The organism is Salmonella sp. SA15303 (assembly GCF_029962125.1).
Lineage (GTDB): Bacteria > Pseudomonadota > Gammaproteobacteria > Enterobacterales > Enterobacteriaceae > Salmonella > Salmonella enterica.
This window is the reverse complement of record NZ_CP123925.1, coordinates 219,047-245,857: the sequence shown is the minus strand read 5'-3', so window position 1 is coordinate 245,857 and position 26,811 is coordinate 219,047. Positions and strand designations below refer to the sequence as shown.

Sequence of the window (26,811 nt, the reverse complement as noted above, 5' to 3'; positions counted from 1 at the left end):
CGTGATGGTGTCGTTACATCTTTTACTTTCCTCCTGATTTGCATATTCACTCCCGGCAACCTGGTTGTTTGTTTTTTCTTCTTCCGGATTTATAGTGTAGGCATGAGGTGGCGTTTCAGGGCGACAGACTGTGAGGATAATCACTAACATTCATGCGCGTTATGGGCGTGTCAGCAAACTGGATGCAACAGAGCCGAAACTGAAATTTGAACCCGGATTTCTGTATGCTGAAATACCTTATATTAGCGGCATCCAGAATCGAAAACTGAGCCGATATGTACACTTTTATCTTATGGATAAAGCTATCCTGCAGGCCAGGGATTTAAAGCCTTTAGCCCGGGCATTTTTACGCTGGATAAGGTGGCTGGAGGATAACGGACTTGACCCTTTCACCCCGGGAACGTTGAAATACCAAAGCCCTACATATGGCTTCAGGGAGTATCTTCTGGGGGCCGTAAGGCAGGGGCGCATCGCCTCATCCACCGCGGCGGTGTACATCAGCGTTATCCGACGGTTTTACGTATTTCTGGGCAAGTGTGGTGAGCTGGCTGCCAGCTCATTTTTTACGTTGGTCGAAAAAGTCGTTGACGGGCGACGCAAGGTGATAAGTTCGGATCTTGCCATCAGGATAACCAGCACAACAAAAAGGACAATCAACCCACTGAATGATGCAGAGGTTCATATCCTGGATGAGGCACTGAAATCTGAGTCCGGGTTGTTCAGTTTAATGATTGTGCTGATGAAAAATTGTGGGCTACGGCTGGATGAAATGCTGACCCTGCCGTCGTCACTCTTTACTGAAGAGTACCTTGCCAGTGTCCCTGTATCTGAGTTGACCATCAGGGGGCTTCATATTGGTCCGAGATGCGGAGTTCATACGAAGTTTGGGATGACGCGAGAACTCTTCATCACCAGACGATTGTACGAGCAGGTTCTGGATTATCTGGCGGATGAGGAGTATGAAAAGAAGATCCAAAAATGGCGTGCACGACAGGGTGGGGAAGGGCGGCACGAGCCTTTATTTTTAATGGCAAACGGGAAACGGATGTCTGAAAAAGCCTTTTACTCCCGCTGGTACAGTTTTCGCCATCGCCTGGCCCGGTCTGCTCCGGGAAATGTGTTCAGACATAAACCCCATGATTTGCGGGCAACGTTTGCGACCCATTTTTTACGCTCGGCACTGAGTTGCTATCCCGATCAGGCCGCAAATGCGCTGGGTACAGTAAAATACTGGATGGGCCATAAAAGCGAAAATACGACGATGAAATACATCGTCTTTCTTCAGCAAAACCAGATTTCTGATGCAGTCGCCGGGGTCATGGACGCATTGATTGACGGTGCTGCAGGTCGCGATGGAGCCATATATGAGCCGGAGTGAAACGCAGATAACGTGGATGGCCGAAAATGTGCTGTCATGGGAGACGGTCAGCGGACACATCACTCAGCGGGATCTGAACCGATATTATTTACTTGACGTTTATCTTCAGGCTCATTTTTCAGATTATGTGTTGCTCCCCGGATGGTTTAGTGAACATTCGCATCTTGCCCGCCCTGAAAAACGCGATTTTATTGCCTCTCTGAAACGATTTCTTCTGTCTTACCGTCCCGCCGGAAGGTTAACCATTTTCCGTTATCTCAATATGTTTTTTATATGGCAGTCAGTCAATCAGTATGACTATGGCACGGCTGAAGGCGTTGAAATGTATATTAAACATCTCATGAACGATATTCGTCGGCGAAAAATTTCAGTCAGGATGGCAAGACACTACTTGTCCGTGGTCAACCGGTTTTTGCTTACGGGCGGGCAGATTCAGAGGCGGTATGAATATGAATTCTTACCGAAAGGAACGTATCAGCAGCAGGGAAGGGATAGCTATACCAGGAATGAACTTTCCGAGATCCTGAGGCAGTTGTCATCCATGAATGAGTTCCTTGCGGGATGTATCCGGGAGCATATCGCTAAATCGGAAAAAGGGGTGCGGCATTTCTCACCGTCTTTGCTGGCACCTGTTTATGAAGCGTATTTCCGGTATCCGGGAGAGAACGGGGTCAGCAGGGCAGAGATCATCATCAGGGACGTTCTGGAAAATTACTTTCTTACTTCTTTTTTTCTGTTCTGTTACCACACATGGGGAAACACCTCTCAGGTTCTGGGTCTGACGCGGGATGATATACATCTGGATGAAAAGGGTATCAGCACTGATTATGTTTATAAGGGGAGAGCGAATAAGTATATACGTCTGACGATAGGTAAATCGGAGTATGTGACCAAACGTGCGGGCTATTACTGGTTTCTGTCTTTTATCAGGCTCAGGGACGACATCGTTAACTATCTGGTTTCCGCAGATAACTTCCCTCCGGTACAGGCGCTGTTTCTGAGTGAGCCGCAGGTGAAATTCCGTAAGCTTTATTCTCTTAATCCCAGTCATCTGACTAAATTTTCTAACTCTGAGGGGGCGTGGGCCACGATGCGGCAGCTTAATCCCTCGCTTCCATCAATTACCGTTTCTGGCTTGCGCAAAACGTCTGAGCAGTATACGGACAGAACATTAAAGAATGGTCTGATTACGGCGGAAAAAGCACAGCATAACTGGGGCACTTACAGGCGGAATTATGCTGCAGGTAACCCACAGGGGGCGAAGGAAAACTTCAGTGCTGCACTTGATACGCTTATGAATCAGGGGATTGCGACACGTGCGTTATCCGAGCGGGTAAAAGTTGCTGATGAGCTGGGGATCGATCTGCGTGGAAGCGATGAGGGTGTGGATCTTTTATTGAATGGCCTGGGATGTCGATCGCAGGAGCCGCCTACAGATATTGAATTGCGCTTTATAAAAAAGCAAAAACGATTTGGCCGGACACCAAAGGCTTGTGCGGATTTTTCTCATTGTGTCGAATGTTCAAAAAGTTGCGTTGTGGAAACGCTGGAGTCTGTATGGCTCCTGCTGTCATTCAGGCATGCTATCGAGTATGGAAAACCGTTGTACATCGGTTCGGTCAATGCTGTGGAGCGTTATGAAACGTTACTCCTGAAGATTGATTTACGGCTTGGGCTGGTAGATGAGGCGACCCTGAAAAAAGCGCGCGTTAAACTTCAGCGAGAAGGTGTGGCTCCGGTATGGCAGATTTGAAGAAAAAAGAGGTAAGCCGTAGTCGAATGGCGGAGTTTCCTGCCGGAACGCCGCTTCGTTCAGGGGATGAGTTTCCGACTGAGGATATCATCTGTGAGGCACTAGAAAACAAAAGCTTTGAACGTCTGAATAACTGCCTGGTTATCGCCAGCTCAGATGAACATGATATGCGTTTTATCAATGAGGAGACGCTGAATATTTATTTCAGGGATGATGTCTGGACCAATCGCTATGTCAGAACCCATATTGGTGAAACGTTAAGAACCGTTAATTTTTCAGGCATACGGGATCCTGAACTGCGTCTTGAAGCCAAAATCATCTCAGCCAGCCTGCTCTGGATTGTCGGCAGGACCGCGAAGACGCAGTCACTGATCCGGAAATGTGCAAACATTGTGGCGGGAGCCCGTATTATTGAGTCTATGGGGTATCGCAGTCTGTTTCAGCTTCGTTTTCCGCTTGTCCGGAATGCTTTCATTGTAAAGATGAAGGAGGAGGATGAGCACGGCAGGAAGCGTTCTGAAAGAACATTACGTAATTACTTTATGGACCTGGCGGATATCTCGCTGACAGGTCATACCCGTCTTCGAAAATACGGTTACTTTCCTGATATTAGCTTCGACAGTTACAACAGTGTGGATGATTCAAACCAGACATATTGTATGCCTTTCAGTCTTATGATGTCTGTCTGGGAAGGGCTGATTACTGAACTGGATGCTGAAATCAGTGATTTCGATTTTGACGGGTTTTCCCGGCTGTGCGCTATCATAAACGGTTTTTATGATTCGCCTTACTATACGTCGATGCTGGAAGCCCGTAAAAGAGGGACAGCAAAAAGCATACCGGATTACCGGGCCGCGTATTACTACAATATTGTTGCCGGGGAAATTCGGGCGCTTTTCGCGACACTTGGCCCCGGGATGCAGGGCTGGTTCTCGGTACATAAAAATAAGCGCTGGAGATCTGATTTTATTGGCGTTGATCACATAAAGCTGAACACCTGGCATTTTGAGCTGACGTTAAAAGTCATGAATGTGATACAGGCCATGTCGGGGATGAGACACAGCGAAGTGCTTGGCGTGATGCACGGTTCACTGATTTATGATGGTGATATCCTGGGACTTCGTTCGGTGTTGCATAAGTTCGCCCCGGAAGGTGGAAGTCACGAAGACTGGGTTGTTTGTCGCTATGTGGAAAAGCCTTTTCAGCATTTACGCAGAATTAATCAAATCATGACAGGCCTGGACGGGAAGACGCTGGACAATGTTCCATTGTCTTTAAATATCAGGTCGTGGTTCTCGGAGCAAAAACTCTCTTTTATGGGGACGCAGCGCCAGACTGAGTGGGCAAAGAAATTTGTGAAAAGACACCATCTGTTCATCCGACGTGACCATATTGATGAGTTCAGGCTTTTAAATCCAAACATACGTGATGATGAACGCGTTGCGATGGAGATTCGGGAGGGGGCTTTCTGGCCATTGCGAACCCATCAGTTTCGCCGTTCACTTGCTGTACACCTCAGGCGTCTTGATCTGATTTCTACTAATGATCTTATCCGGCAGTTTAAGCACTTAATCAGAGGCATGACGGAGTGGTATATGTCCGGTGCACTCAACGCTTCGCATTTTAGCCGGGCGATCCCTCAGGCATTCGCTGCCGAGATTGAAAGGGTTGATACCGAACTCTCAGCTTCCAGGGCTGTTTCTTAACAGCATGAAGGCCTGCTTTATGGCGAAGGCGGGAAGTTACTGATGTCCCAGAGAGGTGGGCACTTACATCAGAGTAAGCGTCCAGCGAGAACCGTATTGACGGGGATGCGTTATTCAATTGGCAGTGCTACGCGCCAGGGGAGCAGTTCGCTGACCCGGTTGACTGGCCAGTCCGCTATGACGTTAAGGACGTGACGGAGGTAGCTTTCTGGATCCACGCCATTCAGTTTGCACGTCCCGATCAGGCTGTACAGCAGCGCTCCCCGCTCTCCTCCATGATCCGAACCGAAGAACAGGTAGTTTTTGCGGCCCAGGCTGACCATCCGTAGCGCATTCTCAGCTATGTTGTTATCTGCCTCGGCCCAGCCGTCGTCAGTATAGTAAGCCAGCGCCGGCCACTGGTTCAGTACGTACGTGAACGCTTTCGCCAGTTCTGAGTGTCGCGACAGCGTTTTCACCTTTTCACGCAGCCAGCTTTCCAGGGATTTCAGCCGCGGTTTAGCTTTTTGCTGACGTTCTGCAAGGCGTCGCTTCGCCGGCATCCCCCTTATTTCCGCCTCGATGGCATATAACTCACCGATCCGTTTCAGGGCTTCCTCCGTCAGCGCTGACGGGGTGCGAACGTGCACATCGTGGATCTTGCGGCGGGCGTGAGCCCAGCAGGCAGCTTCCGTTATCTGTCCATTGCGGTACAGTTCGTTGAACCCGGCGTACGCATCCGCCTGCAGAACACCGCTGAAGCCAGCGAGATGGCTCTGCGGGTGGATACCTTTTCTGTCCGGGCTGTAAGCGAACCACACTGCCGGCGCCAGCTCTGACCCGGCGTTACGGTCGTCACGAACGTAGGTCCATAACCGCCCGGTCTTCGTTTTCTTATTACCTGGCAGCAGCACCTGGACCGGGGTGTCATCGGCATGGAGTTTACCGTCGGTCAGGACATAGCCCTGAAGCGCCTCTTCCAGCGGTGACAGCAGCCGGCAGCATGCATCCACCCAGCCCGACAGCAGTGAGCGGCTCAGCTCCACACTCTGGCGGCTGTATATTTCTGACTGCCGGTACAGCGGGGTGTGTTCTGCATACTTTGAACTCAGCACGCGGGCCAGCAGCCCCGGTCCGGCGATACCCCGCTCGATGGGACGTGAAGGCGCGGGGGCCTGCACGATGGCATCGCACTGAGTACAGGCATGTTTTTCCCGCACGGTCCGGATAACCCGGAAGGCGCTGCGCATCAGCTCCAGCTGTTCGGCGGCATCTTCACCCAGGTAACTCAGCGCACCACCACATTCCGGGCAGCATGACGCTGCCGGCAGCAGCCGTTTTTCGTCACGGGGAAGTGATTCAGGGAACGGTTTGCGGGTACGGGTCTGCCGCAGCGGGCGCTGCACGGCCGGGTCATCCACCCGGCCGGTAAGGGTATCGCTTTCTTTCTGCAACTGCTTAAGGTCGGCTTCCATCTGCGCGATACGGCGGGAGACTTTTTCGGAGCGGCTGCCGAAGTTCATCCGGCGCAGCTTATCCAGTTGCGCCTGCAGGTGATCTATTTCGCGTTCACGCTCGTTCAGCTTTTCCAGAAGGGCACGGTTCAGCGCCTCCTGTTCGGCAAGGAGACGTTTCAGTTCATCGATATCGTCAGGAAGTAAGCTGTTCATACCGGGTATATTACCAGGCTCATTCAGCGTCGACCAGGATAAAGAGGCCTACAACATAGTCAGTGACGTAAGCAGTCTTTTAGGCTGCCGCCAGTCGATACCTTCAAGGAGCATCGCCAGCTGTGCCGGTGTGAGGAACACTTTGCCATCCCGGGCTGACGGCCAGGCGAAGCGGCCGCGCTCCAGCCGTTTGGTCAGCAGACACAGTCCATCGCCGGTAGACCAGAGGAGCTTTACCTGACTGCCATTACGCCCACGGAAGATAAAAACGTGACCTGACATCGGATCGTCTTTCAGCGTCGTCTGCACCTTTGCCGCCAGGCCGTTGAAGCCGTTTCTCATATCGGTGATGCCAGCGACCAGCCAGATCTTTGTCCCTGATGGTAATGGGATCAACGTTTGAGCTCCCGTATCAGCAGGTTCAGGATATTTTCGCTGATGGCACCATTCAGACGGAGTGATCCGTGCCGGAACGTCACTTCACAGCTGATATTGAGTGATTCAGGTGCCGCAGCAGCTACAGGTTGTGACCGGGGGGAGGTTGCAGGGACAACATCTTCGGTATCAAGTGTTATCGGGAGCAGCTCAGGCACGTTGTTTTCTGTTGTTGAAGGAGGACGTAGTTTTCCTTCGCGCCAGTACTGGCGCCACTTGAACAGCAAATTATCGTTGATCCCATGCTCACGAGCGAGTTGCGCTACGGAGATCTCTGGTCGATGCGAGAGTTCAACCATTTTGATTTTGAACTCAACGGGATAATTAGGGCTTTTTTTACGCACTGCGGTTAATGATTTCATGGATAGCGTCCACCATATTTGGTGTCCACTATCCTCTCAGGAATATCAGGATCTGCCAGACGGTGCTGAGACGACGCTTACCATTAATGATTTTCCTTGCGTGAACGATATCGCTGAACCAGTGCTCATTCAGGCATTCGGTGATGCTGCCAACTTACTGATTTAGTGTATGATGGTGTTTTTGAGGTGCTCCAGTGGCTTCTGTTTCTATCAGCTGTCCCTCCTGTTCAGCTACTGACGGGGTGGTGCGTAACGGCAAAAGCACCGCCGGACATCAGCGCTATCTCTGCTCTCACTGCCGTAAAACATGGCAACTGCAGTTCACTTACACCGCTTCTCAACCCGGTACGCACCAGAAAATCATTGATATGGCCATGAATGGCGTTGGATGCCGGGCAACCGCCCGCATTATGGGCGTTGGCCTCAACACGATTTTACGTCACTTAAAAAACTCAGGCCGCAGTCGGTAACCTCGCGCATACAGCCGGGCAGTGACGTCATCGTCTGCGCGGAAATGGACGAACAGTGGGGCTATGTCGGGGCTAAATCGCGCCAGCGCTGGCTGTTTTACGCGTATGACAGGCTCCGGAAGACGGTTTGCGCACGTATTCGGTGAACGCACTATGGCGACGCTGGGGCGTCTTATGAGCCTGCTGTCACCCTTTGACGTGGTGATATGGATGACGGATGGCTGGCCGCTGTATGAATCCCGCCTGAAGGGAAAGCTGCACGTAATCAGCAAGCGATATACGCAGCGAATTGAGCGGCATAACCTGAATCTGAGGCAGCACCTGGCACGGCTGGGACGGAAGTCGCTGTCGCTCACAAAATCGGTGGAGCTGCATGACAAAGTCATCGGGCATTATCTGAACATAAAACACTATCAATAAGTTGGAGTCATTACCCTTTTTTCAACTTCTGATGGATGCGAGTGATTGAACTCATACATTAATGTTTTCCCACGAAGTCTTTTTTCAGGTAAGCCTTCGCACATATCGGTAAATAGCTTGCCTGCTTTTATTTTTTCTGTCATCGACATGTTCATTTTTAACATTCCGTCCTGATAAGTTGGTCGGATAAGGCGCTCGCGCCGTATCCGACATTAATTTCTTAAGCGACTTCATTCACCTGGCGACGCAGCAGAGAAAGTGGGCCGGGGCCGCTAAGCGTGAACACGGAAATTAAGGTGAAGCCCAGCGCCACCAGACCCAGCACCAGGTAAGCGCCCTGGAAACCGATGCTTTCATACATATTGCCCGCCAGAATAGACATAAAAATCATCGCCAGTTGCTTAAAGAAGCAGAAACAGACCAGATAAATCGTCGCTGAAAAACGCACTTCAAACTGGCTGGTAATATATTTAAAGCAGCCCACCAGCAGGAACGGTACTTCAAACATATGCAGCGTTTTCAGAATAACCACTTCCAGTGCTGAGGTAGCGAACGATGAGCCAATAATACGTACTGACATAATAGTGCCAGCCAGCAGCAGGGCGTTTTTCCCACCGATGCGATTAATGATCAGTGGCGCAAAAAACATAATCGAGGCGTTAAGTAATTCGCCCATTGTCGTTACGTAGCCAAATACCCGCGTACCCTGTTCACCGGTAGCAAAGAACGAAGTAAAGAAATTAGCAAACTGTTGGTCAAAAACATCGTAGGTGCAGGAAACGCCAATAACATACAGTGACAAAAACCACAGTTTTGGCTGTCTGAACAGTTCCAGCGCCAGCTTAAGGCTAAATGCCGAATGGTTGGCACCTACCGCATTGGCAACCGTGGCAGAAGAGGGCGCATCCGTTTTGGCGAAAAAGAGTAAAACGGCGAGGATGAATGCACAGCCAGAACCCAGCCAGAAAACAAACTGATTATTGATGGTGAACATGATGCCGACAATCGAGGCACACAGCGCCCAGCCAACACAGCCAAACATCCGCGCGCGACCATATTCGAAATTACTGCGACGGCTGACTTTCTCGATAAATGCCTCTACTGCTGGCGCACCGGCGTTAAAACAAAAGCCTAGATAAATACCACCAACAATCGATCCTACTAAAATGTTGTATTGTAACAGTGGCCCGAAGATAAAAATAAAGAACGGCGCAAACATCACTAACATGCCGGTAATAATCCACAGCAGGTATTTGCGCAGCCCGAGTTTGTCAGAAAGCAGACCAAACAGCGGTTGGAATAATAGCGAGAACAGAGAAATAGCGGCAAAAATAATACCCGTATCACTTTTGCTGGGCTTTGTTGAATAAATCAGATTTCGGGTAAGTCTCCCCCGTAGCGGGTTGTGTTTTCAGGCAATACGCACGCTTTCAGGCATACCTGCTTTCGTCATTTTGTTCAGCGCTCGTACCAGGGCCATAGCCTCCGCAACCTGACCATCGTAGTCACGCAGCGTCAGTGAACCCCCGAACAGCTGTTTTACCCGGTACATCGCCGTTTCCGCTATCGAGCGACGATTGTAATCTGTTGTCCATTTCCACCGCGCATTACTCCCGGTCATTCGCTGATTAGCCACTGCACGGTTACGGTCTGCATATTCACCGGGCCAGTAACCCGCACCTTTTCGGGGAGGGATAAGCGCGCTGATTTTCTTACGCCGCAGTTCATCGTGACATAGCCGGGTATCGTAAGCGCCATCGGCGGCGGCTGACCTGATTTTCCGGTGGGTTTGCCGGATTAACCCGGGGAAGGCCTCTGAGTCCGTAACGTTGTTCAGCGACAGGTCTGCACAGATGATTTCATGTGTGTTGCTGTCAACTGCCAGATGCAACTTTCGCCATATACGACGGCGTTCCTGGCCATGCTTTTTGACTTTCCACTCGCCTTCACCGAAGACCTTCAGCCCGGTGGAATCAATTACCAGGTGTGCGATTTCACCCCGGGTGGGCGTTTTGAAACTGACATTAACCGACTTTGCCCGCCTGCTGACACAGCTGTAATCCGGGCAGCGTAGCGGAACGTTCATCAGAGAAAAAATGGAATCAATAAAGCCCTGCGCAGCGCGCAGGGTCAGCCTGAATACGCGTTTAATGACCAGCACAGTCGTGATGGCAAGGTCAGAATAGCGCTGAGGTCTGCCTCGTGAAGAAGGTGTTGCTGACTCATACCAGGCCTGAATAGCTTCATCATCCAGCCAGAAAGTTATGGAGCCACGGTTGATGAGGGCTTTATTGTAGGTGGGCCAGTTGGTGATTTTGAACTTTTGCTTTGCCACGGAACGGTCTGCGTTGTCGGGAAGATGCGTGATCTGATCCTTCAACTCAGCAAAAGTTCGATTTATTCAACAAAGCCGCTGCGTGACTACGATGGTCAGGTTGCGGAGGCTATGGCCCTGGTACGAGCGCTGAACAAAATGACGAAAGCAGGTATGCCTGAAAGCGTGCGTATTGCCTGAAAACACAACCCGCTACGGGGGAGACTTACCCGAAATCTGATTTATTCAACAAAGCCTCTTTTCTTTTAAAAATAAATTATTCAGATTTATTTTCTATTGATTTAATGAGGTAGGGAATGACAGAAAGTGCTTTGCTTTTGCGAGAGGCATTTAATGAATCGGTTAACTATATGACATGGTCTTTTTATTCACTGATAACTGCTTACGTTTCGATGGCTTTTTATGATAGAGTTGAGGTTAAGACCCGAATAAATAATTATCTGAATAAGTTACTTTTCGTGATTGCTATGTCCGTTTTTATCCCAAATATGTACTTTGTTTCAATGGTGTTCAGTCAGAAGTTAGGCACCGCAGCTGGCGTTGCGTCATTCATTATTGGGCTACTTTTCATGATGTTAAACTCGGCACCTGTAATTACTGGTATCGTACAGCAGCGCAAAGATTGAGTTTTATGAGTATAGTCAGTTGGGTTTTCATCTGTTTTATCAGACTTAGAAAAATGAAATCTTTCAATTCATTGATTTTAAACGCAAAAAAATTTCTAAATGATCAGAATTATAGGGTGCTCATTTTGCACAGCAGTAGGGGTTGACCATTCAATGGAAACGCTCCTTCGAACTGACCCGGAGAAATACGGTTATCAGGCTGGCCTGAGTCGTCTTCAGCGATTTCTTTCTAAGATCCAGTACGACTGGAGCCTGCGGGATTATATCGGTCGTAAAGTGTTCGAAGGCGGATATGTGCGTCTTCAACCCAATATCTTTTCTTCGTCCCTGACTGAACGTCTTTTTCATGCCTGTTGCAGCCTTGATTATGTTGAAGCAAGACGTGCGGCAGAGCATCGCAGAAAGCTACTTTCCGGCGAGGTTGACGATACGGCTTATAACCGTCGTATGGCTGAGCCACAATTTCGGCTTGTACAGGAAGCAAACGTGATCCACGTTGATTTCCTCTGGTCGTTGCACTGTTTCAACCCTCGCCCGTTTCGGGCAATTGAGATCTATCGCAGGGTCTGGGAAGAGGCCGATCTGGACCTTCTTGAGGATGAGCCTGACATGCAGCCTGTGCCCCGTACACCAATGCCAGCTCCACTCTGGATGAAACTGCCCGGAGGCCGGTTCGGTACAGCTTATGATGGACTGACTGATACGTTGCCGCTGATGACCTATTTTGACGGGCAGGCTGACCCCAGGGCTTCACGTAGCCTAAAGACCGGAGAGAGCAGTTCTGTCGTCGTGGCATTCGAGGAAGAGGATGAGCTGACTGTTGAAGAAGATACGGCGTCCTGGATTATCTGGCATGAATACGACGGGTTACGCCAGCGCATCGCTGACGGTGAGTTTACTCCAACGACTGCTGCTCAGTATCTTCTTCGTTATGGCGCGGTCCGAATTTCAAAAGGCAAGGGCGCTGTCTATCATCGTCTCGCACAGCGGGGACAAACCTTTTCCCGCCTGGGGATAGGCGACAGAGTGTCGCTTCCAGAGCTGGTTGCCAGTCGGCGTTTTAAAATACTCAGTGATTCTGCATACCGTCAGGTTGTAGCCCGGAAATTGCGTGGACAGATAAAAAAGTTCAGATTCTGGGCATGCGTAGCTGCCTGTGTTCAGTTGCACGTACACAACAAGACGGCACTCGGAGAAAGAATTTTAACGTTACTCGAAGGTGAGAGGGAACAGCAACAAGGTGCGATCCAGGCGAAGCTGAAGGCGGGAATGATGGATGCAGTTCTAACTCTGTGTAACCAGCGACTCCGGGTGAAAGAAAATACTAACCAGCCAGAGGAGTTCCGCTATTACCGTGCCGTAAGAGCTCGTTTCATGCGCCATTTATCTGAATGCCTTAAGCCAGAAAATGGCGGCGTTATCCGTGACGTTATCTGGGAACTGAGGGTGCTGAGCAGTGCTCACGGTACGACCAAAACAGGTTTTTACTATGTCGATAGCAATCGCCCGACAGCGAAAGGACTGTTAAACCGCCTTCTGATGAGGATGGTCAAGCAGGTCGTATAAGCGTCTGAAACGCGAAACACACGAAAATGGAGGGGTTATACAAAAAAAACTTAGCTTTGATCGTGATGTAATGTGGACATCATGTCCAAGCGTTGCTGCATCCAGAAAAGTAACTTTAATCCTGTTGATACAGCCCTTGCATTACCTGTTTACGCATAGCGTGGAAACGTTCTAATTAAACCAGACGAATATAAATTTAAATTAATTCACTCACCCCCGGAATCGGGGAACTAAACAAAAGGATCATCAATGCAAAATCAAAATACACCCGCTCAGGAAAAACACACCGTATACCTTTTTAATGCCGAACATGCTGACAAGACAGCCGCCAAGCAAGCCGGGAAACTCTTCACGCTGGACATTGAACACCCAATGACCCTCAACGATCTCTCGCTGCTGTGTGAGTCGGTCGCGGACGCTGTGGGAGCACCTGGCGGAATTAAATATGAAATCACAACAGAGCCTAATGGGGTTCAGGAGGAATACTGAATCAGTGTGGTGTGAGTCCATTTTAATTTGACGTTTCATGAGTTCTATCGAGAGGCTGAAGTATGACTTTGAAAATGGAAAGTTCCCGGACTTCCAAGCCTGAGGGGCCATTTGTATTAATCACTTTTGAGGGGGACGAATTTCTTTTTGATGACAGACATAATGTCGTCAAGATAAATGGCAGGCCTAAAAAAATGGATGTAAAGCGAAATTATTTTGAGTCCGATCTGGGAGAAGGGAAAGCGAAATACTGGACTTTAAATATCGAAGAGGCTCATCGGTTCAATTCGATTGATGAAGCGACAGAACAACTTTGTAAACTGAGTCGCCCTCATCTGATCAAAATTCGCAAAGTTGAGGGGGTATCTGAATGACCAAAGAGATGTTTTTACGCATTTTAAATGAGGCACAGGCTCGTGTGGATAACGATTCGCTTCCGCTTGATGTTCGTATCCGGTCACGCACCACGGTAAATGATTGCGTCATCCGGGCAGATAAAGAGGGGTGGCCTATTGAGTATAAACAGAAGGTCTGGGTAGATGCAGTCAGTGGCTGTTATCTTTAGCGGTTACTTAAGCCAGTTCCTGTGCCCGTGAGCTTAGTAAAGGCGGAAAATGATATGGTCAAGGTGATAAATATCAACGGGAATTTAGTTGAATTACCTGAGCCCTCAGCAAAGTTATCCAAAGCTGAATCACCTGATGGTAGGTTCTCAAAACCTAAAAATAAGATCTCTAAAATACAGCGAGCTGAGCTGCGAATGAAATTTGGGGGGCGTTGTGCCTATTGTGGTTGCAAGCTTCCTGAAAAAGGGTGGCATGCCGATCATGTTGAGCCTGTTCGACGCGACTTTGAACTGGTGAGAGCCCCTGTCGGCAGCGGCGTAACTCATGTTGCCCGAAGTACGGGTAAGGTTATGCACCCTGAACTGCATGCTATAGAAAACTTATTTCCATCATGCGCCCCCTGCAACCTTTTTAAAGGAGCTTTTAGTGTTGAAGGAATGAGAAAAGAAATTACCAAACAGGTTGAACGGGCTCGCGCATATAGCGTGAATTTCCGTACCGCAGAACGTTTTGGGTTGCTTCATATTGTAGAAAAACCGGTCGTCTTCTGGTTTGAGCAGTATAACGAACAGAAACAAAACGAATAATTTCTGTGAAACATAAAAGAAGTTAATCAGCAGTGGTTTACTAATTAAAGAGTGATTTAAATATTTTGATGCTGCTGAGGAGCTGCCTGGTATATCCTTCAAAGGAGAAAATGATGTATCTGCATCTTGTGCCCCGTATTCTTCACCATATGAAAAACAAGTGTACTCTCGTGTCAGTTTCTGTACCTGAATTGTCACTTGAGCTTAAAGCTGATTCGCTGGTGGCAATGAAACCTTATCCCAACAAGTCCTACCACGTTGTCATGTTGAAGGGGCGACGTGCATTAAATGGCTTTCTGGTAAAAAGCCCACGGACTTTAACTGAGTTCACAATGATAACAATCTGGGAAATTGAAGGCTTTGGAAAAATTAGTCATACCGTAAAAACGCTCGTTCAGGACAAAGACTATGACTTGGTCTCCCATGATGTCCTTTTGGCACATGCATACCATCAGAGGGAGGAAGAATTGGGGTACCGTGTACATCCATCCTATGACAGTCTAGCTCCCGTCGATTTTGAACCAACAATGCAGTCAAGGTACATAAAGGAATCCGATCTTTCCCACGACGTATGGGAAACCTATTCATGGGGGGAATTGCTGCGTTCGCGTGAAGAGACATTTCTGGCGATGACCATGTCATCTGCTCGTTTAAGCCATCCAGCATTCATCAGAGGAAACCGACTTCCTCAAACTGACCAGGCCATCATTATCAGTTCGTAACGACCTTTTATTCTTTTTGATGCCAGGCGAGTCTCCTTTTGCCTGGCCACTTTGATTTATTGCCTGGGAGTAACCTATGGATGAGCAAGATATTCTCCGCGTTATAAACGGCCGTGAGATTGATGCTTCTGACCTCCTGGAAGAAGCTATGCCGAACGCAGCCCGACGCTTTTATCGTTTAACTAACAGCATGAACAAATTGCTTTAGGAGGTCAGGGAGCACTTTCCTGACGCGATGTATTACTCTGCCAGCGGAACGGTAAGCCTGCTGTTGGGGAGCAGCCACGACAACAATGACCATCCGGTTAGAGAAATGGTCGCTGTAAGGTCACCAGATCTAAACATTGAAGGCGGTGATTGGTAGGTCAAGCAGGGGATCTATGTGCACTTCATGTCCTAACTTCATCCAGTGCTGAATTCAGTGCACAGACAGTAGGGGACTTCTCCTTTAATCAGAATGGCAAAGGGTTACGTGAGGATCAGATTCTATTTTTTTGCCTCGAAAACGGATAAACCCAGGTTTTGGCGCTTTAACCGAAAAATCAGCAGAACGGTAAATGATAGGCTGTCATGGATAACCATTTTGAGGCAAAAATGAACGTTTCAACTGACAGCAGCAACATATCGATAGCAGAACTCAAAGAAGAATTTATACCCGGTCTTCTGCTTAATGCTGGGGCAATAAGCCATTACGGCGACTCGGCTTTATCTTCGAAGGCTATGGATAAGTATTCAAATCTTCTGGAGAAAGACGCAGTTACCGCTTTATCAGGAGCCTTGAACCGTATCGTAAGTGCCTTAGCGGAGGCAGATCCACGTTCTATCAGTAGCAATCCATCCTGGTTTTCCCGCTTTACGGGCAAACACCTTGAAAAGCGCGTTCGTTACCAACACGCACGTGAGAAGGTGGAAAATCTTATTAATGAGGGGAACGGATATCTGACACATGTGAATGAGACGCTACTGGCTTTAGAAGAGCTGCTTGAAACATATGTGTCAGAAATCAAACGCCTTAAAATTTTTATCCAGGCAGGCCATGAGTTCCTTAGGGATTCTACCGAAGAAAAAAATAGTGACGATCTAAGCCTTGTCTTCGATAAACCGAGGGAAAGATTTGCCAGACGTTTAGCTAACCTGGCAACACTGCTTGCGTCTCATGAAATGGCCGCCATGCAGATGGAAATCACTCGCGGGACTTGTATAGATATTGCTGACCGCTTTAACGAAACTATAAAAGTCCTGGTTCCAGTATGGCGGCAACACACACTTTCGCTGTTATCAGTAAATAACACTGACCCTACGATTGTTAGAAAAGCTAATCAGGCCCACGAGGCTCTTCTAAAAAGCCTGCGACAAAATTTAGAGGGATTCCAAAAATGATTAATAATTTGACCACCAGAACTGAGGTTGTTGCTTTTACTTTGACTTCCGCTGAACTGGAAAAGTTCGGGCTGAATGAGCAAGATGAACAAGAGATTAAAGCCGTCGCGGAATGCATTAATGCCGATGATCCAGGAACAGTTTATCGTTTTGGCCGGGCAATGGGGGAAAACACTGCTAATTATGCGGGTAGCCTGCTTGAGCAAATTCGCAATAAAGATTTAGACGAAGCCGGGAGCAAATTAACTGAAATTATCAACCTTGCAAGAAATGTAAACATCTCGAACTTAACTGAAAGTCGTTCAAATCTGCCAGTTATTGGCCCTTTGTTGGATAAAATCCGCACCCGTGGGAAGAATTTCGCCGCACAGTTTGAATCAACTCGTGAACAAATCGATGCTCTGGTTTCAGAGGTTTCAGTTACACAGAATAGCCTCGGTTCTAATAATATTTCGCTCCAGCAAATGTTTGATGAAGTCGTTAAAGAACACCACTTAACAGGTGTACATATTGCTGCCGGTAAATTAAGGCTGGGAGAATTACAATTAAAAGCAGAAAATCTCAGAGCTAATGTTGGTAACAATCCTGCTAAGTTCCAGGAAGTATCTGATCTGGATACGCTAATTGCTAATTTAGAAAAACGTATTGGCGATTTAGTTGTTTCTCAGCAGTCTGCTATGCAAGTATTGCCAATGGTACGGATTATACAGGCAAATAACCAAAGTCTTATCGACAAGTTTCATAGCGTCAAAGAGGTTACTGTCCCTAATTTCAAGCGTCAGTTTCTGTTAGCCATTTCTCTAAATGGACAGCGTAACGCTGTAAATCTTGCCAATGATATCGATAATGCCAACAATGAGTTACTCCGTAGTAATGCAAAATTACTGCATCGCAATGCAGTAGAAACTATGAAAGCAAACCAACGGCTGGTTATTGATATAAGCACCCTTAAAGAGGTGCAGGATACGCTTATCCAGACGGTTGGCGATGTTGTTAAAATCCAGAGAGAAGGGGCTATTAAGCTCAGGGAAACAGAAAAACAGGTTCTTGCCATGCGTGAGAATTTGCGCACCCGACTGACACAAAAAGGGGTAGATCATGGTGCGTAACCTTAAGAGTAGTGACGATTTTTCCCGTGAACTGTCATTTCTTTTTCACCGGTCTATAAAGATTAGAAATTCAGGTTTCGCGATATTTGGTGCGGGCCTGCTGATAATGATTTTTGGTCTTTGCTTGTGGTTGCTGTCATTACACCTCTCACCTTCAGTTCTGGACTTTGATATTGATGTGCCCTTGTCATTCTTCAATTCATCTGAAGGTGAAGATAAGTTAGTGGTTTCGGATTTTGGCGATGCATTTGGAGGCTTCCTAACTACATATTCTAAGTTGCTATTAGGGATTATGGGGCTATTAGTAGTTTCTTCAACTGCCTTTAAAATTTTAAAGGGGGAGGAAATAGGTGAGATATTCCCGATGCTTCTAATTGCTGGCGCTTTTCTTATCGGCTTGTCAGTTTTTACATCTGCTTTAGGTTCGGAAGAGACTGATGCCACTTCAGCTTCGACTGTAAAGGTTATCAAGAAATATGTAAAACATGAAAAATACGATAAACTTGTCGCATATTTAAATGATAGTAATTGGCCCTCAGGCGAAGAGGTATCTGTAAACTATTTAAAGGCGCAACTACATATAAAACTCGGCAAGCCAGATGTGAAGTTAACACAGAATGTTGTTAGGGCGTATATGTCTGGTGTATTACAGTCAAATATTCCCGTGAAAGTTCGTTATGCATTGGAAAAGACAGCTTTAGATAAATCCGTCTCACCACTTGCGATTCGTTATGAGCAAAAACGTATGTCTAAATCACATACCTTTTCAAAAGCGTCGGTTAATTGTCTTAAAGTAGGTAGTCCCGTCGCATTCGTTGGCGTTTTGTTCGCTCTTCTTGGTATAAAAATCAGGCGGCGAGTCAGATTCTTAGAATCAAATTGAATGAAAGCCCGGTACGCTGGGCTTTTTTATTCAGTAACTTTTATCAAATATGTAGTAATTTACCGGAATCTGCTTCTCCAGCTTGTTAGCTGAAAAGCTTACTCAAGTATAATAATCTACTTCTGATTATGTTTTTTATGGTTTTATTTTTACACAACTTATTAAGGATACATGATGTGTAACTTTACTCCTGTTCAAATTATTGCTGATTATATACTGAGGTTTCTTAAAAATAATACTGATGCCAAGCTTTATGAGGCAATGCAGCGTCTTGAAAAGAAAATTGGTCAGTTTGTCGCTGATGGGGTTGATGAACATCAATTACGCTCTTCATTAAGCAAAGTCTGTCGATCTCGTTCCAGGGCGGCTCTTAAAGAGGAGTGTGAACAACTCATTCCATAAAAAGAACATCATACGGGAAAGTTACTTTAACGGTGAATGGCTCGCTTCTGGCGGTTTAAGTTGACGGCCATTCCTACCATAGCCATCATAAAGTATGATTAGCATTCGAGTGTGGCACTACTAATTTTAATGGGCTACGCATTCAGTCTCCACCTCTCTAACTATAAAGGTTCTTTTCATGTCCAATAGCTTCGATAAGCCGCAAACGCTCCCGGTACATAATTCTGATGCCGAACCCTTTTTTCCGAAAAACCTTGGTCCATTTATCGAGCAGGTATCCGGAAGGGATCTGGCAATGCTCACAGAATCAGAGAAGGAAAAACTTGCGCACCTGATCAGAACTGGGCGTAAATATGGAGTTTCTGTCGCTATCGTTCCTGATACAGATTCTGCTGAGCTTCATGAATTACTGTCTAATGCCGATTCCATTGAAAGGCAGTTTTCCATCTATGAACGCATCCAGACGAAGATTGCGTTCACGCGGTGTCAGGAAGCATAAACAAAGTGAGAAATACAACTACGTGGTATGACGTAGAACATATTGAAATCACCACAGGCGAGCGAGGCGGCAGGATATGGGTGCTGAAGCTCTCCTGTGGCCATACAGTATTTCGCCGAATACCTCCTATACGTCTTCATAACCTCACAGCTTTTTCTCTGCGGGAGCCCCCAGAAAAATGTCGGTGCTCTCTTTGCAATTCAAGTCCATAATAAAGCCTTTTTAAAGGCCACAAACTGCATATCACAGGATAAATCATCCTCTACAGCGTTCATTCTTAAACGCAAAATTTATATTTCATTCATTCTATTTTAAAAGCGTTATAAAAGACGGAATCCTATTTAGTCTGTTTGATGCTTAAATCATCTTCAGTGCCTTTTATCTTTTACCCAGCGACTTTAACATTAACCTGAGCAGAAAACTTGTTTTCAAACTAAGTTCGAAAACTTTCTGCTCAGGTTATTAGCCGGGTAAGCCACTTTGTTATATTTGTTTCATGTTAACAGAGGAGGCGATATGCAAATTGAAAAGGTGATGTCATTACTTGAAGTGCTTTCAAGCTGGCTTGAAGATAACATCAATATGGATTCTGAAATTATCTTTGATAATGACGAAGATAATACCAACTCAGAAATTCTGTATCCTGCTGTAGAAAAGGCTAATGCCGTTTTGCGCAAAATGGCATCTTTATCTTCAGATTCTGTTCATGCAATTCGACAGCGCTTGCAGCTTGCCGTAGAAGGCAAAGCTGAATTGTCCCTCAAGGATGTGGGAGAGCTTCTGCTGGCAACAAAGTATCTGATGTTGTCCACTGAAGAGGGAGAGTAAGCCTGTGACCACTCTCGTATTTGAAATGGCAGATATCAATAAACTGATCGAAGAAATTCGCACCGCAAAAACGTTTTCGGTCACCCCAGATCAGATCTATGACCCGGCATGCTATCCGGGGGGAGCCCTCCTTAACGCTGAGGGACAGACTGAAGAAGAGGCGCGTAAAGCTGGTAGGGTTTTCTTTCCCTCATCCTCAAAAATTGCCAGCACACATCTGGTGCCAAAAGTGCTTCTCGCGCACAGTCATGGTGTATACCTGATCACTAATGCTGAGCTTGAGGGCTCTCCCGCATCCCGCGATACTGTGGCTTACGCCCAGGGGATGAATCCAAAACTGGATGAGGACTGGGATTACGCTTGTGATGCCGCTTTGGGTGGGTCTGATTGTAGCTATACCATTCCCGTTGAGTGGCTGGAGTTAGCGGTAGAGCAGGGTTTTCAGGAGTTTCGACTTCGAATGAGTGAAACCAATATCAAACTTGTCAGCAAATAGTATGTCCTTGCTGTTTCCAGTCAAACATTGTCCGCCAGTCGAGCTGCTGGCGGATTGTTTTATATAAGGCCGGGAAGGTATGTCAGGTTTAAGCAGTTCCGCCCAGAAGCTTACAAGGGCGCAGATTTACGTGTTAAGACGGATGGCATCCGGCACGATCTATGATATCTCTGGCAATTTCAGACGGGCCAGAGAACGGCGTACGTTTATGGGGAATCCTGATGATGTGACGTGCAGGAGCTCTCTGGTCCTGTTCCGGCTGGGCCTCGTGGAGTTATGCCAGCCAGTAAGGCATCTGGAGCCAGGTTTATACTATCGGCTCAAGTTGAGCTCCTCAGGGCATGAAGCTCTTAAGGCGAACGCACACCTCTAACATTTGAGATAGTTCGTTCGCAGCCAGGAAAGTAACTTTCATCTCAAGTGTGACCCTTACTACCTCATTTATGAGTAAAACCCCCCTCTGATATGTCGAAAATGCTCATTTATACGAAAATAGTTTCTCTTCAGGTGTGATGTAATTACTGAGAATTCTCCCTGAATGGAAGGCAACCGATGAAAATGTTTTTTACCCCTTATGTTCGTATCGTTTTCTATTTTTGCGCATTGATTTTTATTGTTTACAGTTTCAGTGATTTTTTCCAGGGCGTCCCTGACAGCACCTTCTTCAGTGCGGTCATCACGCTACTTGTTATCGGAACCATTGTTGCCCGGCATCTGGATCGCAAAAAATCTCTCAAATATACTTCACAGATTTAAGTTTCCACTCAGGCCACTCTCGGGTGGCTTTTATAATTTAATAAGGACCGGTTCATGCATAACCACGAAATTCAGACCATTGCTATATTTAGTGCCCAGTATAAAAACATCGAAGATGCTGAAAATGCAGGTGCTTTATATTCAGTAGATATTGAATATCCGATGACACTAAATGATTTATCGCGGCTTTGCGACTCTATTGCCGAAGCAGTAGGTGTGCCTGGCGGCGTCAAATACCAGTTCGTGTCCCAGCCGGAAGCGCATGAAACCAGCTTCTGATAACCAGTAACCAAACTGCCTAAAAGCAGGTGCAAAGCCATGAAACAAACAAAGTCTTCTATGTCACGTATTGTGCAGCTGTACGACGGGAGCCGATACGGAAACTGCGAGCAGGCTGATAACGAAGGAGAGCTTTTTACGGTGGTGTTGAATAAGCCTTCGCAGATCGATGAGGCTTTGTTGAATAAATCGAACTTTTGCTGAGTTGAAGGATCAGATCACGCATCCTCCCGACAACACAGACCATTCCGTGGCAAAGCAAAAGTTCAGAATCACCAACTGGTCCACCTACAACAAAGCTCTCATCAACCGTGGCTCCCTCACTTTCTGGCTGGATGATGAGGCGATTCAGGCCTGGTATGAGTCGGCAACGCCTTCATCACGAGGAAGGCCCCAGCGCTATTCTGATCTCGCCATCACCACCGTTCTGGTTATTAAACGCGTATTCCGGCTGACCCTGCGGGCTGCGCAGGGTTTTATTGATTCCATTTTTGCCCTGATGAACGTTCCGTTGCGCTGCCCGGATTACACCAGTGTCAGTAAGCGGGCAAAGTCGGTTAATGTCAGTTTCAAAACGTCCACCCGGGGTGAAATCGCACACCTGGTGATTGATTCCACCGGGCTGAAGGTCTTTGGTGAAGGCGAATGGAAAGTCAGAAAGCACGGCAAAGAGCGCCGTCGTATCTGGCGAAAGTTGCATCTTGCTGTTGACAGCAACACACATGAAGTTGTCTGTGCAGACCTGTCGCTGAATAACGTCACGGACTCAGAAGCCTTCCCGGGCCTTATCCGGCAGACTCACAGAAAAATCAGGGCAGCATCGGCAGACGGCGCTTACGACACCCGGCTCTGTCACGATGAACTGCGCCGCAAAAAAATCAGCGCGCTTATTCCTCCCCGAAAAGGTGCGGGTTACTGGCCCGGTGAATATGCAGACCGTAACCGTGCAGTGGCTAATCAGCGAATGACCGGGAGTAATGCGCGGTGGAAATGGACAACAGATTACAACCGCCGCTCGATAGCGGAAACGGCGATGTACCGGGTAAAACAGCTGTTCGGGGGTTCACTGACGCTGCGTGACTACGATGGTCAGGTTGCGGAGGCTATGGCCCTGGTACGAGCGCTGAACAAAATGACGAAAGCAGGTATGCCTGAAAGCGTGCGTATTGCCTGAAAACACAACCCGCTACGGGGGAGACTTACCCGAAATCTGATTTATTCAACAAAGCCGATCGATGACATCCGTAAAATCGTAGACACAACCGCCGAAGTACTTGGCAAAGCTTTGCCAGTACTCCTCTTTTAAAGCTTACATCCGTGAAGGATAATTACGGTCTTACTACTTTCAGTTTTTCATTCCAGTGCCGTCCATTTTAATTTATCGATTTTAAGCGGTCGGCGCTATTTCATTGTTTCTTTTCCGACTGTAATTCCTTATATATAGGAATATTTCAAAGAATTTATCTCAGGTTATTTGTGGCGTGGTGCCAGTTGTTATAATGATTCCACATAATCTGGAGAGTCAATCATGATCACATCTCTAATGAATTTCCGCGATTTAACCGGAGAGGCAGTCATCCAGGCGCGGCAATGCGTTATTAATGCTGAGATCGAAGCGGCCCGGGAAAAGGTAATTCATGCTCGTTCGTTATTCAAAGCGGGTATACATAATGTTGTAAACGGTAGTTCTGGCATTAAGGCTGCGGCAGCACATTTTCTGGTGATAAAACGTTTACAGACTGACACTCGGTATCTGGACGCGGTTATCACTGATAACCTTTGCATGTTTTCTCCTGAGGGTTATCTGTATCTGTTTATGCAACAACGTTATTTCCTATAAAACAATGGGTTAGGTAAGTATCTTTCCATTAAAAACATTAAAAAGGTGACTTGATGAAACCATTTGGACTTGCCGGAAAACCCCGGCCCGAACCTTGCGGCTGCTGCTGGTATACCCGTGAGGACTGCCCTTACGTCAGCGCAAAACAGATCTATCGCCGCAGGCAGCGCAAGGCAGAACGCCAGCGTCAGCGCAGCACCATTGTGATGGCCGTTTCTGAATTTCGCTGACCTCTTCTGGAAATATCATTTTTTCTCCAGAAGAATTTTAAAATAAAGGGAAATATTTTCACGGGTATCTGATGTTTATTGTTTATGGTAAATTGCGCCACATTAATTGTTTGTGGCGCAGTTCGTGATGGCTTAAGGATATAATATGAAAATCAGCCAGCTGGAATCCGGGATGCAGGTTTGGTCTGTAACCCGTACCAAAATGGGAAATACCACCATTTCAACGGTCATTGTCCACCCCGTTGTCATTATTGAAATTCATGATAACCATGTGATTGCTCGCTGGAACGGCAATGCACCACGTCGGTTTGGAGAAACGGCTATCAGGGGCTGGAAGAAGGAGAAGCCACTGCTTGTCCGTGAGCCTTTCGGAAATGTTCGTCTGGCCACCCGGGCTGAAAAAACCGCTATGCAGGAAAAAGAGTAATACCCCCTTTTAGCACCCACAATTTCACCGTCCATCTGCCTTTAACCTTGCCTGTTATTAACGGAATCCTTTCTGACTGGGCGGATCCCACGCATAACCTGAACTGTTGGCTAACCGTCTTACAGCCAAATTCCCTCCTTTATCTGGCAGGAGTGCGTCCGTGAGCTCTGTATGATCTACGTGTTTGTTAAGTAGAGCACATAACAGGAGTGGGGTATGACTGAATTAAATAAAAGCCCGTCCGGTTTTTCCGGAGCTGATGTCAGTAAAGAACAGGCTGCCATAAGGGCACTTGTAGAAAGAGTAGTGACCAACTATCGCAGCCGGACAGCACCTGATCGGGTTCAAAAGGCTTCGGTAGCGTTTAATGGGGGATTAATCCTGACCCTGATGCTGGCCTTGACGCTATTGGGCTACCTTGTGGCGGAATTGCTCAGGGGGTATGTTGCGGATAGTTCACCCTATGTGCCCGGTCTAAGTTATTCGCAATTTTCGATGCTTATGGTCGTTGAGCTGTGTCTATGCTTTCTTGCATGGTTTTTGGTTGTCACAGGGGACTATCCCCGGCCGTGGATATTTCAGGTAGTCCCGATGGAGCAGTACTGGTTCTTTGACGAAGTGGATGACGACGATCTTGCCCGGCTTTCCTGTAACCCTTACATCAAGCGCTGGCTACTTGATGAAATGTCCGGTATTCATCGACTGACCTACACGAGGCTGCATGATCGACTGGAGCGCATCTGTAATATTGCATCCCATCTCGAATACAGCCGTATTCAGGCACATAAGATTTCCCTAATCAACGGAAGCAGTGCCTCCTGATCCTACCATTGCATCCGGAAATTAAACGGGCAGGAACTGCACTGTATGTTCCGACCCAGCAGCTGCCCGTTACCCTTTTCTTTAGTATAAAATGACTTTCGCCGACAACCGGAAGTGAATCATGTCAAATAAATGAAAAATCAGTAATTTATGTAGGCGGGGTGTTTGGCTGATCAGGGCAGGGTGGTATAATAACGCTGGTGCTGGAGGCTTTTGCCCCAGCCAGCGGTAACACTGTTTGACTGTGGTAAAAGCAGAAAGCCCCGAGTAATTTTTCAATTAACCCGAGGCCCCTGTATGCTAGTCACATTCAGAGTAGCCTCTTGCCTGCTTAAATGCAAGGAGAAGAAGGCCATTGTTAACACCAAGCTGTAATGTCCCCTTTGAACCATTCTAAAATGTCCCCAGACAATTCTCTGGGGGATTTTTCATGATCAAAGAGACTGTTACGATGAGTCATAAGGAACTCGACCGACTTCACATTATTCAGGAGTCACTTAATCGCCATATTACTCAGGAACAAGCTGCGGCACGCATTGGCATTTCTATTCGGCAGGTTAAACGTCTGGTGCAACGGTATAGAAATGAAGGGCCTTCTGGTCTAGTTTCCCGCCGACGTGGAAAGCGTCCCAATAATTCCTTTTCTACCGAATTCAGAGCAACAGTAATTTCACTCCTCAAAGGCCGCTACGCTGATTTTGGACCTACGCTTGCGTGCGAAAAATTGCGCGAGATACACGGCTTGTGTTTATCCATTGAAACTCTCAGGAAGTGGATGGTAGAGGAGGGCATATGGCGCGAACGTCGTCGTAAGTTTGCCCGAATTTATCAGCGCCGGATGCGGCGCCCATCCTACGGTGAACTCATCCAGATTGATGGCTCGCCTCATGACTGGTTTGAAGGTCGGGGCCCCAAATGCACACTGATAGTCTTTATCGATGATGCTACCAGCGCTCTGATGGCGCTACGATTCGCTCCTGCAGAAACAACCCGGGCTTACATGGAAACCCTCCGGGGTTACCTTAATGATCATGGCGTACCACTGGCTCTCTATTCTGACAGACACAGTATATTCAGAGTAAATAACCCGGAGCGGGAAGGAGAGTTGACTCAGTTCACACGTGCGATAAAGACACTGGGCATCGAGCCAATCCATGCCAACAGCCCGCAGGCAAAAGGGCGGGTAGAGCGTGCCAATCAGACACTGCAGGACAGGCTGGTCAAAGAAATGCGGCTTCAGGGTATCAGTGATATTGAAACAGCAAACGCATGGTTGCCGACCTTTATTGAAGCCTATAACAACCGGTTTGCTACGCCGCCTCGTATTGCTGATAACGCCCATCTTGATGTACACCATTCTGAAGAGGAACTGGGTTATATCTTCAGCCTCCAGGCGAAGCGCGTTCTCTCCAAAAATCTCACTTTCCAGTACAAAAGCAGTGCGTTTCAGATTCGCAGTGAAGGCCGGGGATATCGACTTCGGCATTCGGTTGTCACGGTATGCGAAAGCTTTAACGGTGAAATTAAGGTTCTGTATGATGGGAAAGCGTTGGGATGGGAAAAATATGTTGATGGCCCGGAGCCTATACCACTGGATGATGAAAAAAGTGTCCATGAACGTGTGGATAATGCCCGTTTTGATTTACGCTCAAAATTCTACGTAAAACCTAAAGCTGACCATCCTTGGCTCACGCGCCGCACGCAAAGTAATCAGCAAGTGAAGCCCCCTAAATTACCCAGAAAGAAGGCTGATCCCGATAAAATGGACTGAAACCAGGCGTTATTCAGTTGAGTGC

General features: G+C 47.4%; 32 protein-coding genes and 4 pseudogenes. 30 read left to right on the top strand and 6 right to left on the bottom strand.

Annotated features, from left to right (window positions below):
• Nucleotides 1-130: 130 nt before the first annotated feature.
• From QEN31_RS25005 to QEN31_RS24995, 3 genes are read left to right on the top strand one after another with little or no spacing between them, the layout of a single operon-like run.
• Nucleotides 131-1,378, top strand: coding sequence for a tyrosine-type recombinase/integrase (locus tag QEN31_RS25005; protein ID WP_007897923.1), 1,248 nt, complete (start codon nt 131-133; stop codon nt 1,376-1,378).
• The gene (locus tag QEN31_RS25000; RefSeq protein WP_223195145.1) at nt 1,338-3,131 is read left to right on the top strand and encodes a hypothetical protein; all 1,794 of its coding nucleotides are present in this window, start codon (nt 1,338-1,340) and stop codon (nt 3,129-3,131) included. Before QEN31_RS25005 ends, QEN31_RS25000 begins: the two co-directional genes overlap by 41 nt.
• Nucleotides 3,119-4,837 carry a hypothetical protein gene (locus QEN31_RS24995; protein WP_223831797.1) on the top strand — a complete coding sequence of 573 codons (1,719 nt, stop codon included), beginning with the start codon at nt 3,119-3,121 and terminating at the stop codon, nt 4,835-4,837. Before QEN31_RS25000 ends, QEN31_RS24995 begins: the two co-directional genes overlap by 13 nt.
• A gap of 110 nt (nt 4,838-4,947) precedes the next feature.
• Here QEN31_RS24995 and QEN31_RS24990 read toward each other — a convergent pair whose 3' ends face one another.
• Genes QEN31_RS24990 through tnpA form a run of 3 tightly spaced genes read right to left on the bottom strand, consistent with a single transcriptional unit; the run spans nt 4,948 to nt 7,283 of the window.
• Nucleotides 4,948-6,486, bottom strand: coding sequence for an IS66-like element ISKpn24 family transposase (locus QEN31_RS24990; RefSeq protein ID WP_012477410.1), 1,539 nt, complete (start codon nt 6,484-6,486; stop codon nt 4,948-4,950).
• 48 nt (nt 6,487-6,534) lie between these two features.
• The gene (gene tnpB, locus QEN31_RS24985) at nt 6,535-6,882 is read right to left on the bottom strand and encodes an IS66 family insertion sequence element accessory protein TnpB (RefSeq protein WP_000612626.1); all 348 of its coding nucleotides are present in this window, start codon (nt 6,880-6,882) and stop codon (nt 6,535-6,537) included.
• A complete protein-coding gene (tnpA, locus tag QEN31_RS24980) occupies nt 6,879-7,283 on the bottom strand; it encodes an IS66-like element accessory protein TnpA (RefSeq protein WP_000839182.1) in 405 nt (134 codons plus the stop codon). The genes tnpB and tnpA overlap by 4 nt, the downstream gene beginning before the upstream one ends.
• A gap of 194 nt (nt 7,284-7,477) precedes the next feature.
• Between tnpA and QEN31_RS25515 the strand changes: the two genes are divergently transcribed.
• On the top strand, nt 7,478-7,753 hold the full coding sequence (locus QEN31_RS25515; RefSeq protein WP_000179213.1) for an IS1-like element transposase: 276 nt from the start codon (nt 7,478-7,480) through the stop codon (nt 7,751-7,753).
• Nucleotides 7,672-8,173 (top strand): annotated as a pseudogene (locus QEN31_RS24975) (IS1 family transposase). Before QEN31_RS25515 ends, QEN31_RS24975 begins: the two are co-directional and overlap by 82 nt.
• A 14-nt stretch (nt 8,174-8,187) precedes the next feature.
• Here the strand turns inward: QEN31_RS24975 and QEN31_RS24970 are convergent.
• From QEN31_RS24970 to QEN31_RS24960, 3 genes and pseudogenes are all read right to left on the bottom strand, one after another.
• Nucleotides 8,188-8,328: pseudogene (locus tag QEN31_RS24970) on the bottom strand (maltose acetyltransferase domain-containing protein); the annotation flags it as partial.
• 65 nt (nt 8,329-8,393) lie between these two features.
• Nucleotides 8,394-9,527: pseudogene (gene lacY / locus QEN31_RS24965) on the bottom strand (lactose permease); the annotation flags it as partial.
• A gap of 57 nt (nt 9,528-9,584) precedes the next feature.
• Entirely contained in the window at nt 9,585-10,553 is a 969-nt protein-coding gene (locus QEN31_RS24960; RefSeq protein ID WP_072201439.1) for an IS5-like element IS903B family transposase, read from the bottom strand.
• Between the two features lie 33 nt (nt 10,554-10,586).
• Here QEN31_RS24960 and QEN31_RS24955 point away from each other — a divergent pair.
• The 25 genes and pseudogenes from QEN31_RS24955 to QEN31_RS24835 all read left to right on the top strand — a co-directional run.
• Nucleotides 10,587-10,688, top strand: a pseudogene (locus tag QEN31_RS24955) (IS5/IS1182 family transposase); the annotation flags it as partial.
• 116 nt (nt 10,689-10,804) lie between these two features.
• Nucleotides 10,805-11,134: a hypothetical protein gene (locus QEN31_RS24950; protein ID WP_000140246.1), complete on the top strand. Its 330-nt coding sequence runs from the start codon at nt 10,805-10,807 to the stop codon at nt 11,132-11,134.
• A gap of 153 nt (nt 11,135-11,287) precedes the next feature.
• On the top strand, nt 11,288-12,700 hold the full coding sequence (locus tag QEN31_RS24945; RefSeq protein ID WP_022646499.1) for a hypothetical protein: 1,413 nt from the start codon (nt 11,288-11,290) through the stop codon (nt 12,698-12,700).
• Between the two features lie 249 nt (nt 12,701-12,949).
• Nucleotides 12,950-13,189: a hypothetical protein gene (locus QEN31_RS24940; protein ID WP_001180999.1), complete on the top strand. Its 240-nt coding sequence runs from the start codon at nt 12,950-12,952 to the stop codon at nt 13,187-13,189.
• Nucleotides 13,190-13,251: 62 nt separating this feature from the next.
• Complete coding sequence (locus tag QEN31_RS24935) at nt 13,252-13,563, top strand: hypothetical protein (protein ID WP_000172888.1); 312 nt, start codon at nt 13,252-13,254, stop codon at nt 13,561-13,563.
• On the top strand, nt 13,560-13,754 hold the full coding sequence (locus tag QEN31_RS24930; RefSeq protein WP_000159617.1) for a hypothetical protein: 195 nt from the start codon (nt 13,560-13,562) through the stop codon (nt 13,752-13,754). Before QEN31_RS24935 ends, QEN31_RS24930 begins: the two co-directional genes overlap by 4 nt.
• Before the next feature lie 54 nt (nt 13,755-13,808).
• Nucleotides 13,809-14,342, top strand: coding sequence for an HNH endonuclease (locus QEN31_RS24925; protein ID WP_000241452.1), 534 nt, complete (start codon nt 13,809-13,811; stop codon nt 14,340-14,342).
• A 110-nt stretch (nt 14,343-14,452) separates the two neighbouring features.
• A complete protein-coding gene (locus tag QEN31_RS24920; protein WP_001371923.1) occupies nt 14,453-15,064 on the top strand; it encodes a DUF6012 family protein in 612 nt (203 codons plus the stop codon).
• A 76-nt stretch (nt 15,065-15,140) separates the two neighbouring features.
• Nucleotides 15,141-15,272 carry a hypothetical protein gene (locus QEN31_RS24915; protein WP_001371936.1) on the top strand — a complete coding sequence of 44 codons (132 nt, stop codon included), beginning with the start codon at nt 15,141-15,143 and terminating at the stop codon, nt 15,270-15,272.
• A 362-nt stretch (nt 15,273-15,634) separates the two neighbouring features.
• On the top strand, nt 15,635-16,444 hold the full coding sequence (locus tag QEN31_RS24910) for a toxic anion resistance protein (RefSeq protein WP_000368643.1): 810 nt from the start codon (nt 15,635-15,637) through the stop codon (nt 16,442-16,444).
• Nucleotides 16,441-17,553 (top strand): toxic anion resistance protein, encoded by a 1,113-nt coding sequence (locus QEN31_RS24905; protein ID WP_047359251.1) that lies wholly within the window; start codon nt 16,441-16,443, stop codon nt 17,551-17,553. The genes QEN31_RS24910 and QEN31_RS24905 overlap by 4 nt, the downstream gene beginning before the upstream one ends.
• The gene (locus QEN31_RS24900) at nt 17,543-18,436 is read left to right on the top strand and encodes a hypothetical protein (RefSeq protein ID WP_000252081.1); all 894 of its coding nucleotides are present in this window, start codon (nt 17,543-17,545) and stop codon (nt 18,434-18,436) included. The genes QEN31_RS24905 and QEN31_RS24900 overlap by 11 nt, the downstream gene beginning before the upstream one ends.
• A gap of 174 nt (nt 18,437-18,610) precedes the next feature.
• Nucleotides 18,611-18,838 (top strand): hypothetical protein, encoded by a 228-nt coding sequence (locus QEN31_RS24895; RefSeq protein WP_000336109.1) that lies wholly within the window; start codon nt 18,611-18,613, stop codon nt 18,836-18,838.
• Between the two features lie 178 nt (nt 18,839-19,016).
• Complete coding sequence (locus QEN31_RS24890; RefSeq protein WP_000071366.1) at nt 19,017-19,337, top strand: hypothetical protein; 321 nt, start codon at nt 19,017-19,019, stop codon at nt 19,335-19,337.
• Nucleotides 19,338-19,853: 516 nt separating this feature from the next.
• Nucleotides 19,854-20,165 carry a DUF957 domain-containing protein gene (locus QEN31_RS24885; protein WP_001165367.1) on the top strand — a complete coding sequence of 104 codons (312 nt, stop codon included), beginning with the start codon at nt 19,854-19,856 and terminating at the stop codon, nt 20,163-20,165.
• Between the two features lie 4 nt (nt 20,166-20,169).
• Nucleotides 20,170-20,661 (top strand): DUF3085 domain-containing protein, encoded by a 492-nt coding sequence (locus QEN31_RS24880; RefSeq protein ID WP_001371932.1) that lies wholly within the window; start codon nt 20,170-20,172, stop codon nt 20,659-20,661.
• 552 nt (nt 20,662-21,213) lie between these two features.
• Nucleotides 21,214-21,417, top strand: coding sequence for a hypothetical protein (locus QEN31_RS24875; protein WP_000781547.1), 204 nt, complete (start codon nt 21,214-21,216; stop codon nt 21,415-21,417).
• Between the two features lie 54 nt (nt 21,418-21,471).
• Entirely contained in the window at nt 21,472-21,696 is a 225-nt protein-coding gene (locus tag QEN31_RS24870) for a hypothetical protein (protein ID WP_000551490.1), read from the top strand.
• Between the two features lie 39 nt (nt 21,697-21,735).
• A complete protein-coding gene (locus QEN31_RS24865) occupies nt 21,736-21,900 on the top strand; it encodes a hypothetical protein (RefSeq protein WP_327258407.1) in 165 nt (54 codons plus the stop codon).
• Between the two features lies 1 nt (nt 21,901).
• Entirely contained in the window at nt 21,902-22,870 is a 969-nt protein-coding gene (locus QEN31_RS24860) for an IS5 family transposase (protein ID WP_077264469.1), read from the top strand.
• A gap of 354 nt (nt 22,871-23,224) precedes the next feature.
• A complete protein-coding gene (locus tag QEN31_RS24855) occupies nt 23,225-23,536 on the top strand; it encodes a hypothetical protein (protein ID WP_000633161.1) in 312 nt (103 codons plus the stop codon).
• Between the two features lie 53 nt (nt 23,537-23,589).
• Entirely contained in the window at nt 23,590-23,766 is a 177-nt protein-coding gene (locus QEN31_RS24850) for a hypothetical protein (protein ID WP_000802040.1), read from the top strand.
• Nucleotides 23,767-23,911: 145 nt separating this feature from the next.
• A complete protein-coding gene (locus QEN31_RS24845) occupies nt 23,912-24,193 on the top strand; it encodes a hypothetical protein (RefSeq protein ID WP_000703842.1) in 282 nt (93 codons plus the stop codon).
• A gap of 216 nt (nt 24,194-24,409) precedes the next feature.
• The gene (locus tag QEN31_RS24840) at nt 24,410-25,015 is read left to right on the top strand and encodes a hypothetical protein (RefSeq protein WP_000137794.1); all 606 of its coding nucleotides are present in this window, start codon (nt 24,410-24,412) and stop codon (nt 25,013-25,015) included.
• A gap of 430 nt (nt 25,016-25,445) precedes the next feature.
• A complete protein-coding gene (locus tag QEN31_RS24835) occupies nt 25,446-26,786 on the top strand; it encodes an ISNCY family transposase (protein ID WP_000589001.1) in 1,341 nt (446 codons plus the stop codon).
• Nucleotides 26,787-26,811 lie beyond the last annotated feature (25 nt).

Excerpts from the sequence above, each read along its gene's own strand:
- QEN31_RS24855 (WP_000633161.1), top strand. The coding sequence starts at position 23,225 with ATGATCACATCTCTAATGAATTTCCGCGATTTAACCGGAGAGGCAGTC.
- QEN31_RS24865 (WP_327258407.1), top strand. The coding sequence starts at position 21,736 with ATGAAACAAACAAAGTCTTCTATGTCACGTATTGTGCAGCTGTACGAC.
- QEN31_RS24900 (WP_000252081.1), top strand. The coding sequence starts at position 17,543 with ATGGTGCGTAACCTTAAGAGTAGTGACGATTTTTCCCGTGAACTGTCA.
- QEN31_RS24915 (WP_001371936.1), top strand. The coding sequence starts at position 15,141 with ATGGATGAGCAAGATATTCTCCGCGTTATAAACGGCCGTGAGATTGAT.
- QEN31_RS24835 (WP_000589001.1), top strand. The coding sequence starts at position 25,446 with ATGATCAAAGAGACTGTTACGATGAGTCATAAGGAACTCGACCGACTT.
- QEN31_RS24940 (WP_001180999.1), top strand. The coding sequence starts at position 12,950 with ATGCAAAATCAAAATACACCCGCTCAGGAAAAACACACCGTATACCTT.
- tnpA (WP_000839182.1), bottom strand. The coding sequence starts at position 7,283 with ATGAAATCATTAACCGCAGTGCGTAAAAAAAGCCCTAATTATCCCGTT.
- QEN31_RS24990 (WP_012477410.1), bottom strand. The coding sequence starts at position 6,486 with ATGAACAGCTTACTTCCTGACGATATCGATGAACTGAAACGTCTCCTT.
- QEN31_RS24845 (WP_000703842.1), top strand. The coding sequence starts at position 23,912 with ATGAAAATCAGCCAGCTGGAATCCGGGATGCAGGTTTGGTCTGTAACC.
- QEN31_RS24840 (WP_000137794.1), top strand. The coding sequence starts at position 24,410 with ATGACTGAATTAAATAAAAGCCCGTCCGGTTTTTCCGGAGCTGATGTC.
- QEN31_RS24995 (WP_223831797.1), top strand. The coding sequence starts at position 3,119 with ATGGCAGATTTGAAGAAAAAAGAGGTAAGCCGTAGTCGAATGGCGGAG.
- QEN31_RS24895 (WP_000336109.1), top strand. The coding sequence starts at position 18,611 with ATGTGTAACTTTACTCCTGTTCAAATTATTGCTGATTATATACTGAGG.
- QEN31_RS24945 (WP_022646499.1), top strand. The coding sequence starts at position 11,288 with ATGGAAACGCTCCTTCGAACTGACCCGGAGAAATACGGTTATCAGGCT.
- QEN31_RS24920 (WP_001371923.1), top strand. The coding sequence starts at position 14,453 with ATGATGTATCTGCATCTTGTGCCCCGTATTCTTCACCATATGAAAAAC.
- QEN31_RS24870 (WP_000551490.1), top strand. The coding sequence starts at position 21,472 with ATGCATAACCACGAAATTCAGACCATTGCTATATTTAGTGCCCAGTAT.
- QEN31_RS24885 (WP_001165367.1), top strand. The coding sequence starts at position 19,854 with ATGCAAATTGAAAAGGTGATGTCATTACTTGAAGTGCTTTCAAGCTGG.
- QEN31_RS24935 (WP_000172888.1), top strand. The coding sequence starts at position 13,252 with ATGACTTTGAAAATGGAAAGTTCCCGGACTTCCAAGCCTGAGGGGCCA.
- QEN31_RS24905 (WP_047359251.1), top strand. The coding sequence starts at position 16,441 with ATGATTAATAATTTGACCACCAGAACTGAGGTTGTTGCTTTTACTTTG.
- QEN31_RS24850 (WP_000802040.1), top strand. The coding sequence starts at position 23,590 with ATGAAACCATTTGGACTTGCCGGAAAACCCCGGCCCGAACCTTGCGGC.
- QEN31_RS24910 (WP_000368643.1), top strand. The coding sequence starts at position 15,635 with ATGGATAACCATTTTGAGGCAAAAATGAACGTTTCAACTGACAGCAGC.
- QEN31_RS24925 (WP_000241452.1), top strand. The coding sequence starts at position 13,809 with ATGGTCAAGGTGATAAATATCAACGGGAATTTAGTTGAATTACCTGAG.
- QEN31_RS24890 (WP_000071366.1), top strand. The coding sequence starts at position 19,017 with ATGTCCAATAGCTTCGATAAGCCGCAAACGCTCCCGGTACATAATTCT.
- QEN31_RS24930 (WP_000159617.1), top strand. The coding sequence starts at position 13,560 with ATGACCAAAGAGATGTTTTTACGCATTTTAAATGAGGCACAGGCTCGT.
- QEN31_RS24875 (WP_000781547.1), top strand. The coding sequence starts at position 21,214 with ATGAAAATGTTTTTTACCCCTTATGTTCGTATCGTTTTCTATTTTTGC.
- QEN31_RS24950 (WP_000140246.1), top strand. The coding sequence starts at position 10,805 with ATGACAGAAAGTGCTTTGCTTTTGCGAGAGGCATTTAATGAATCGGTT.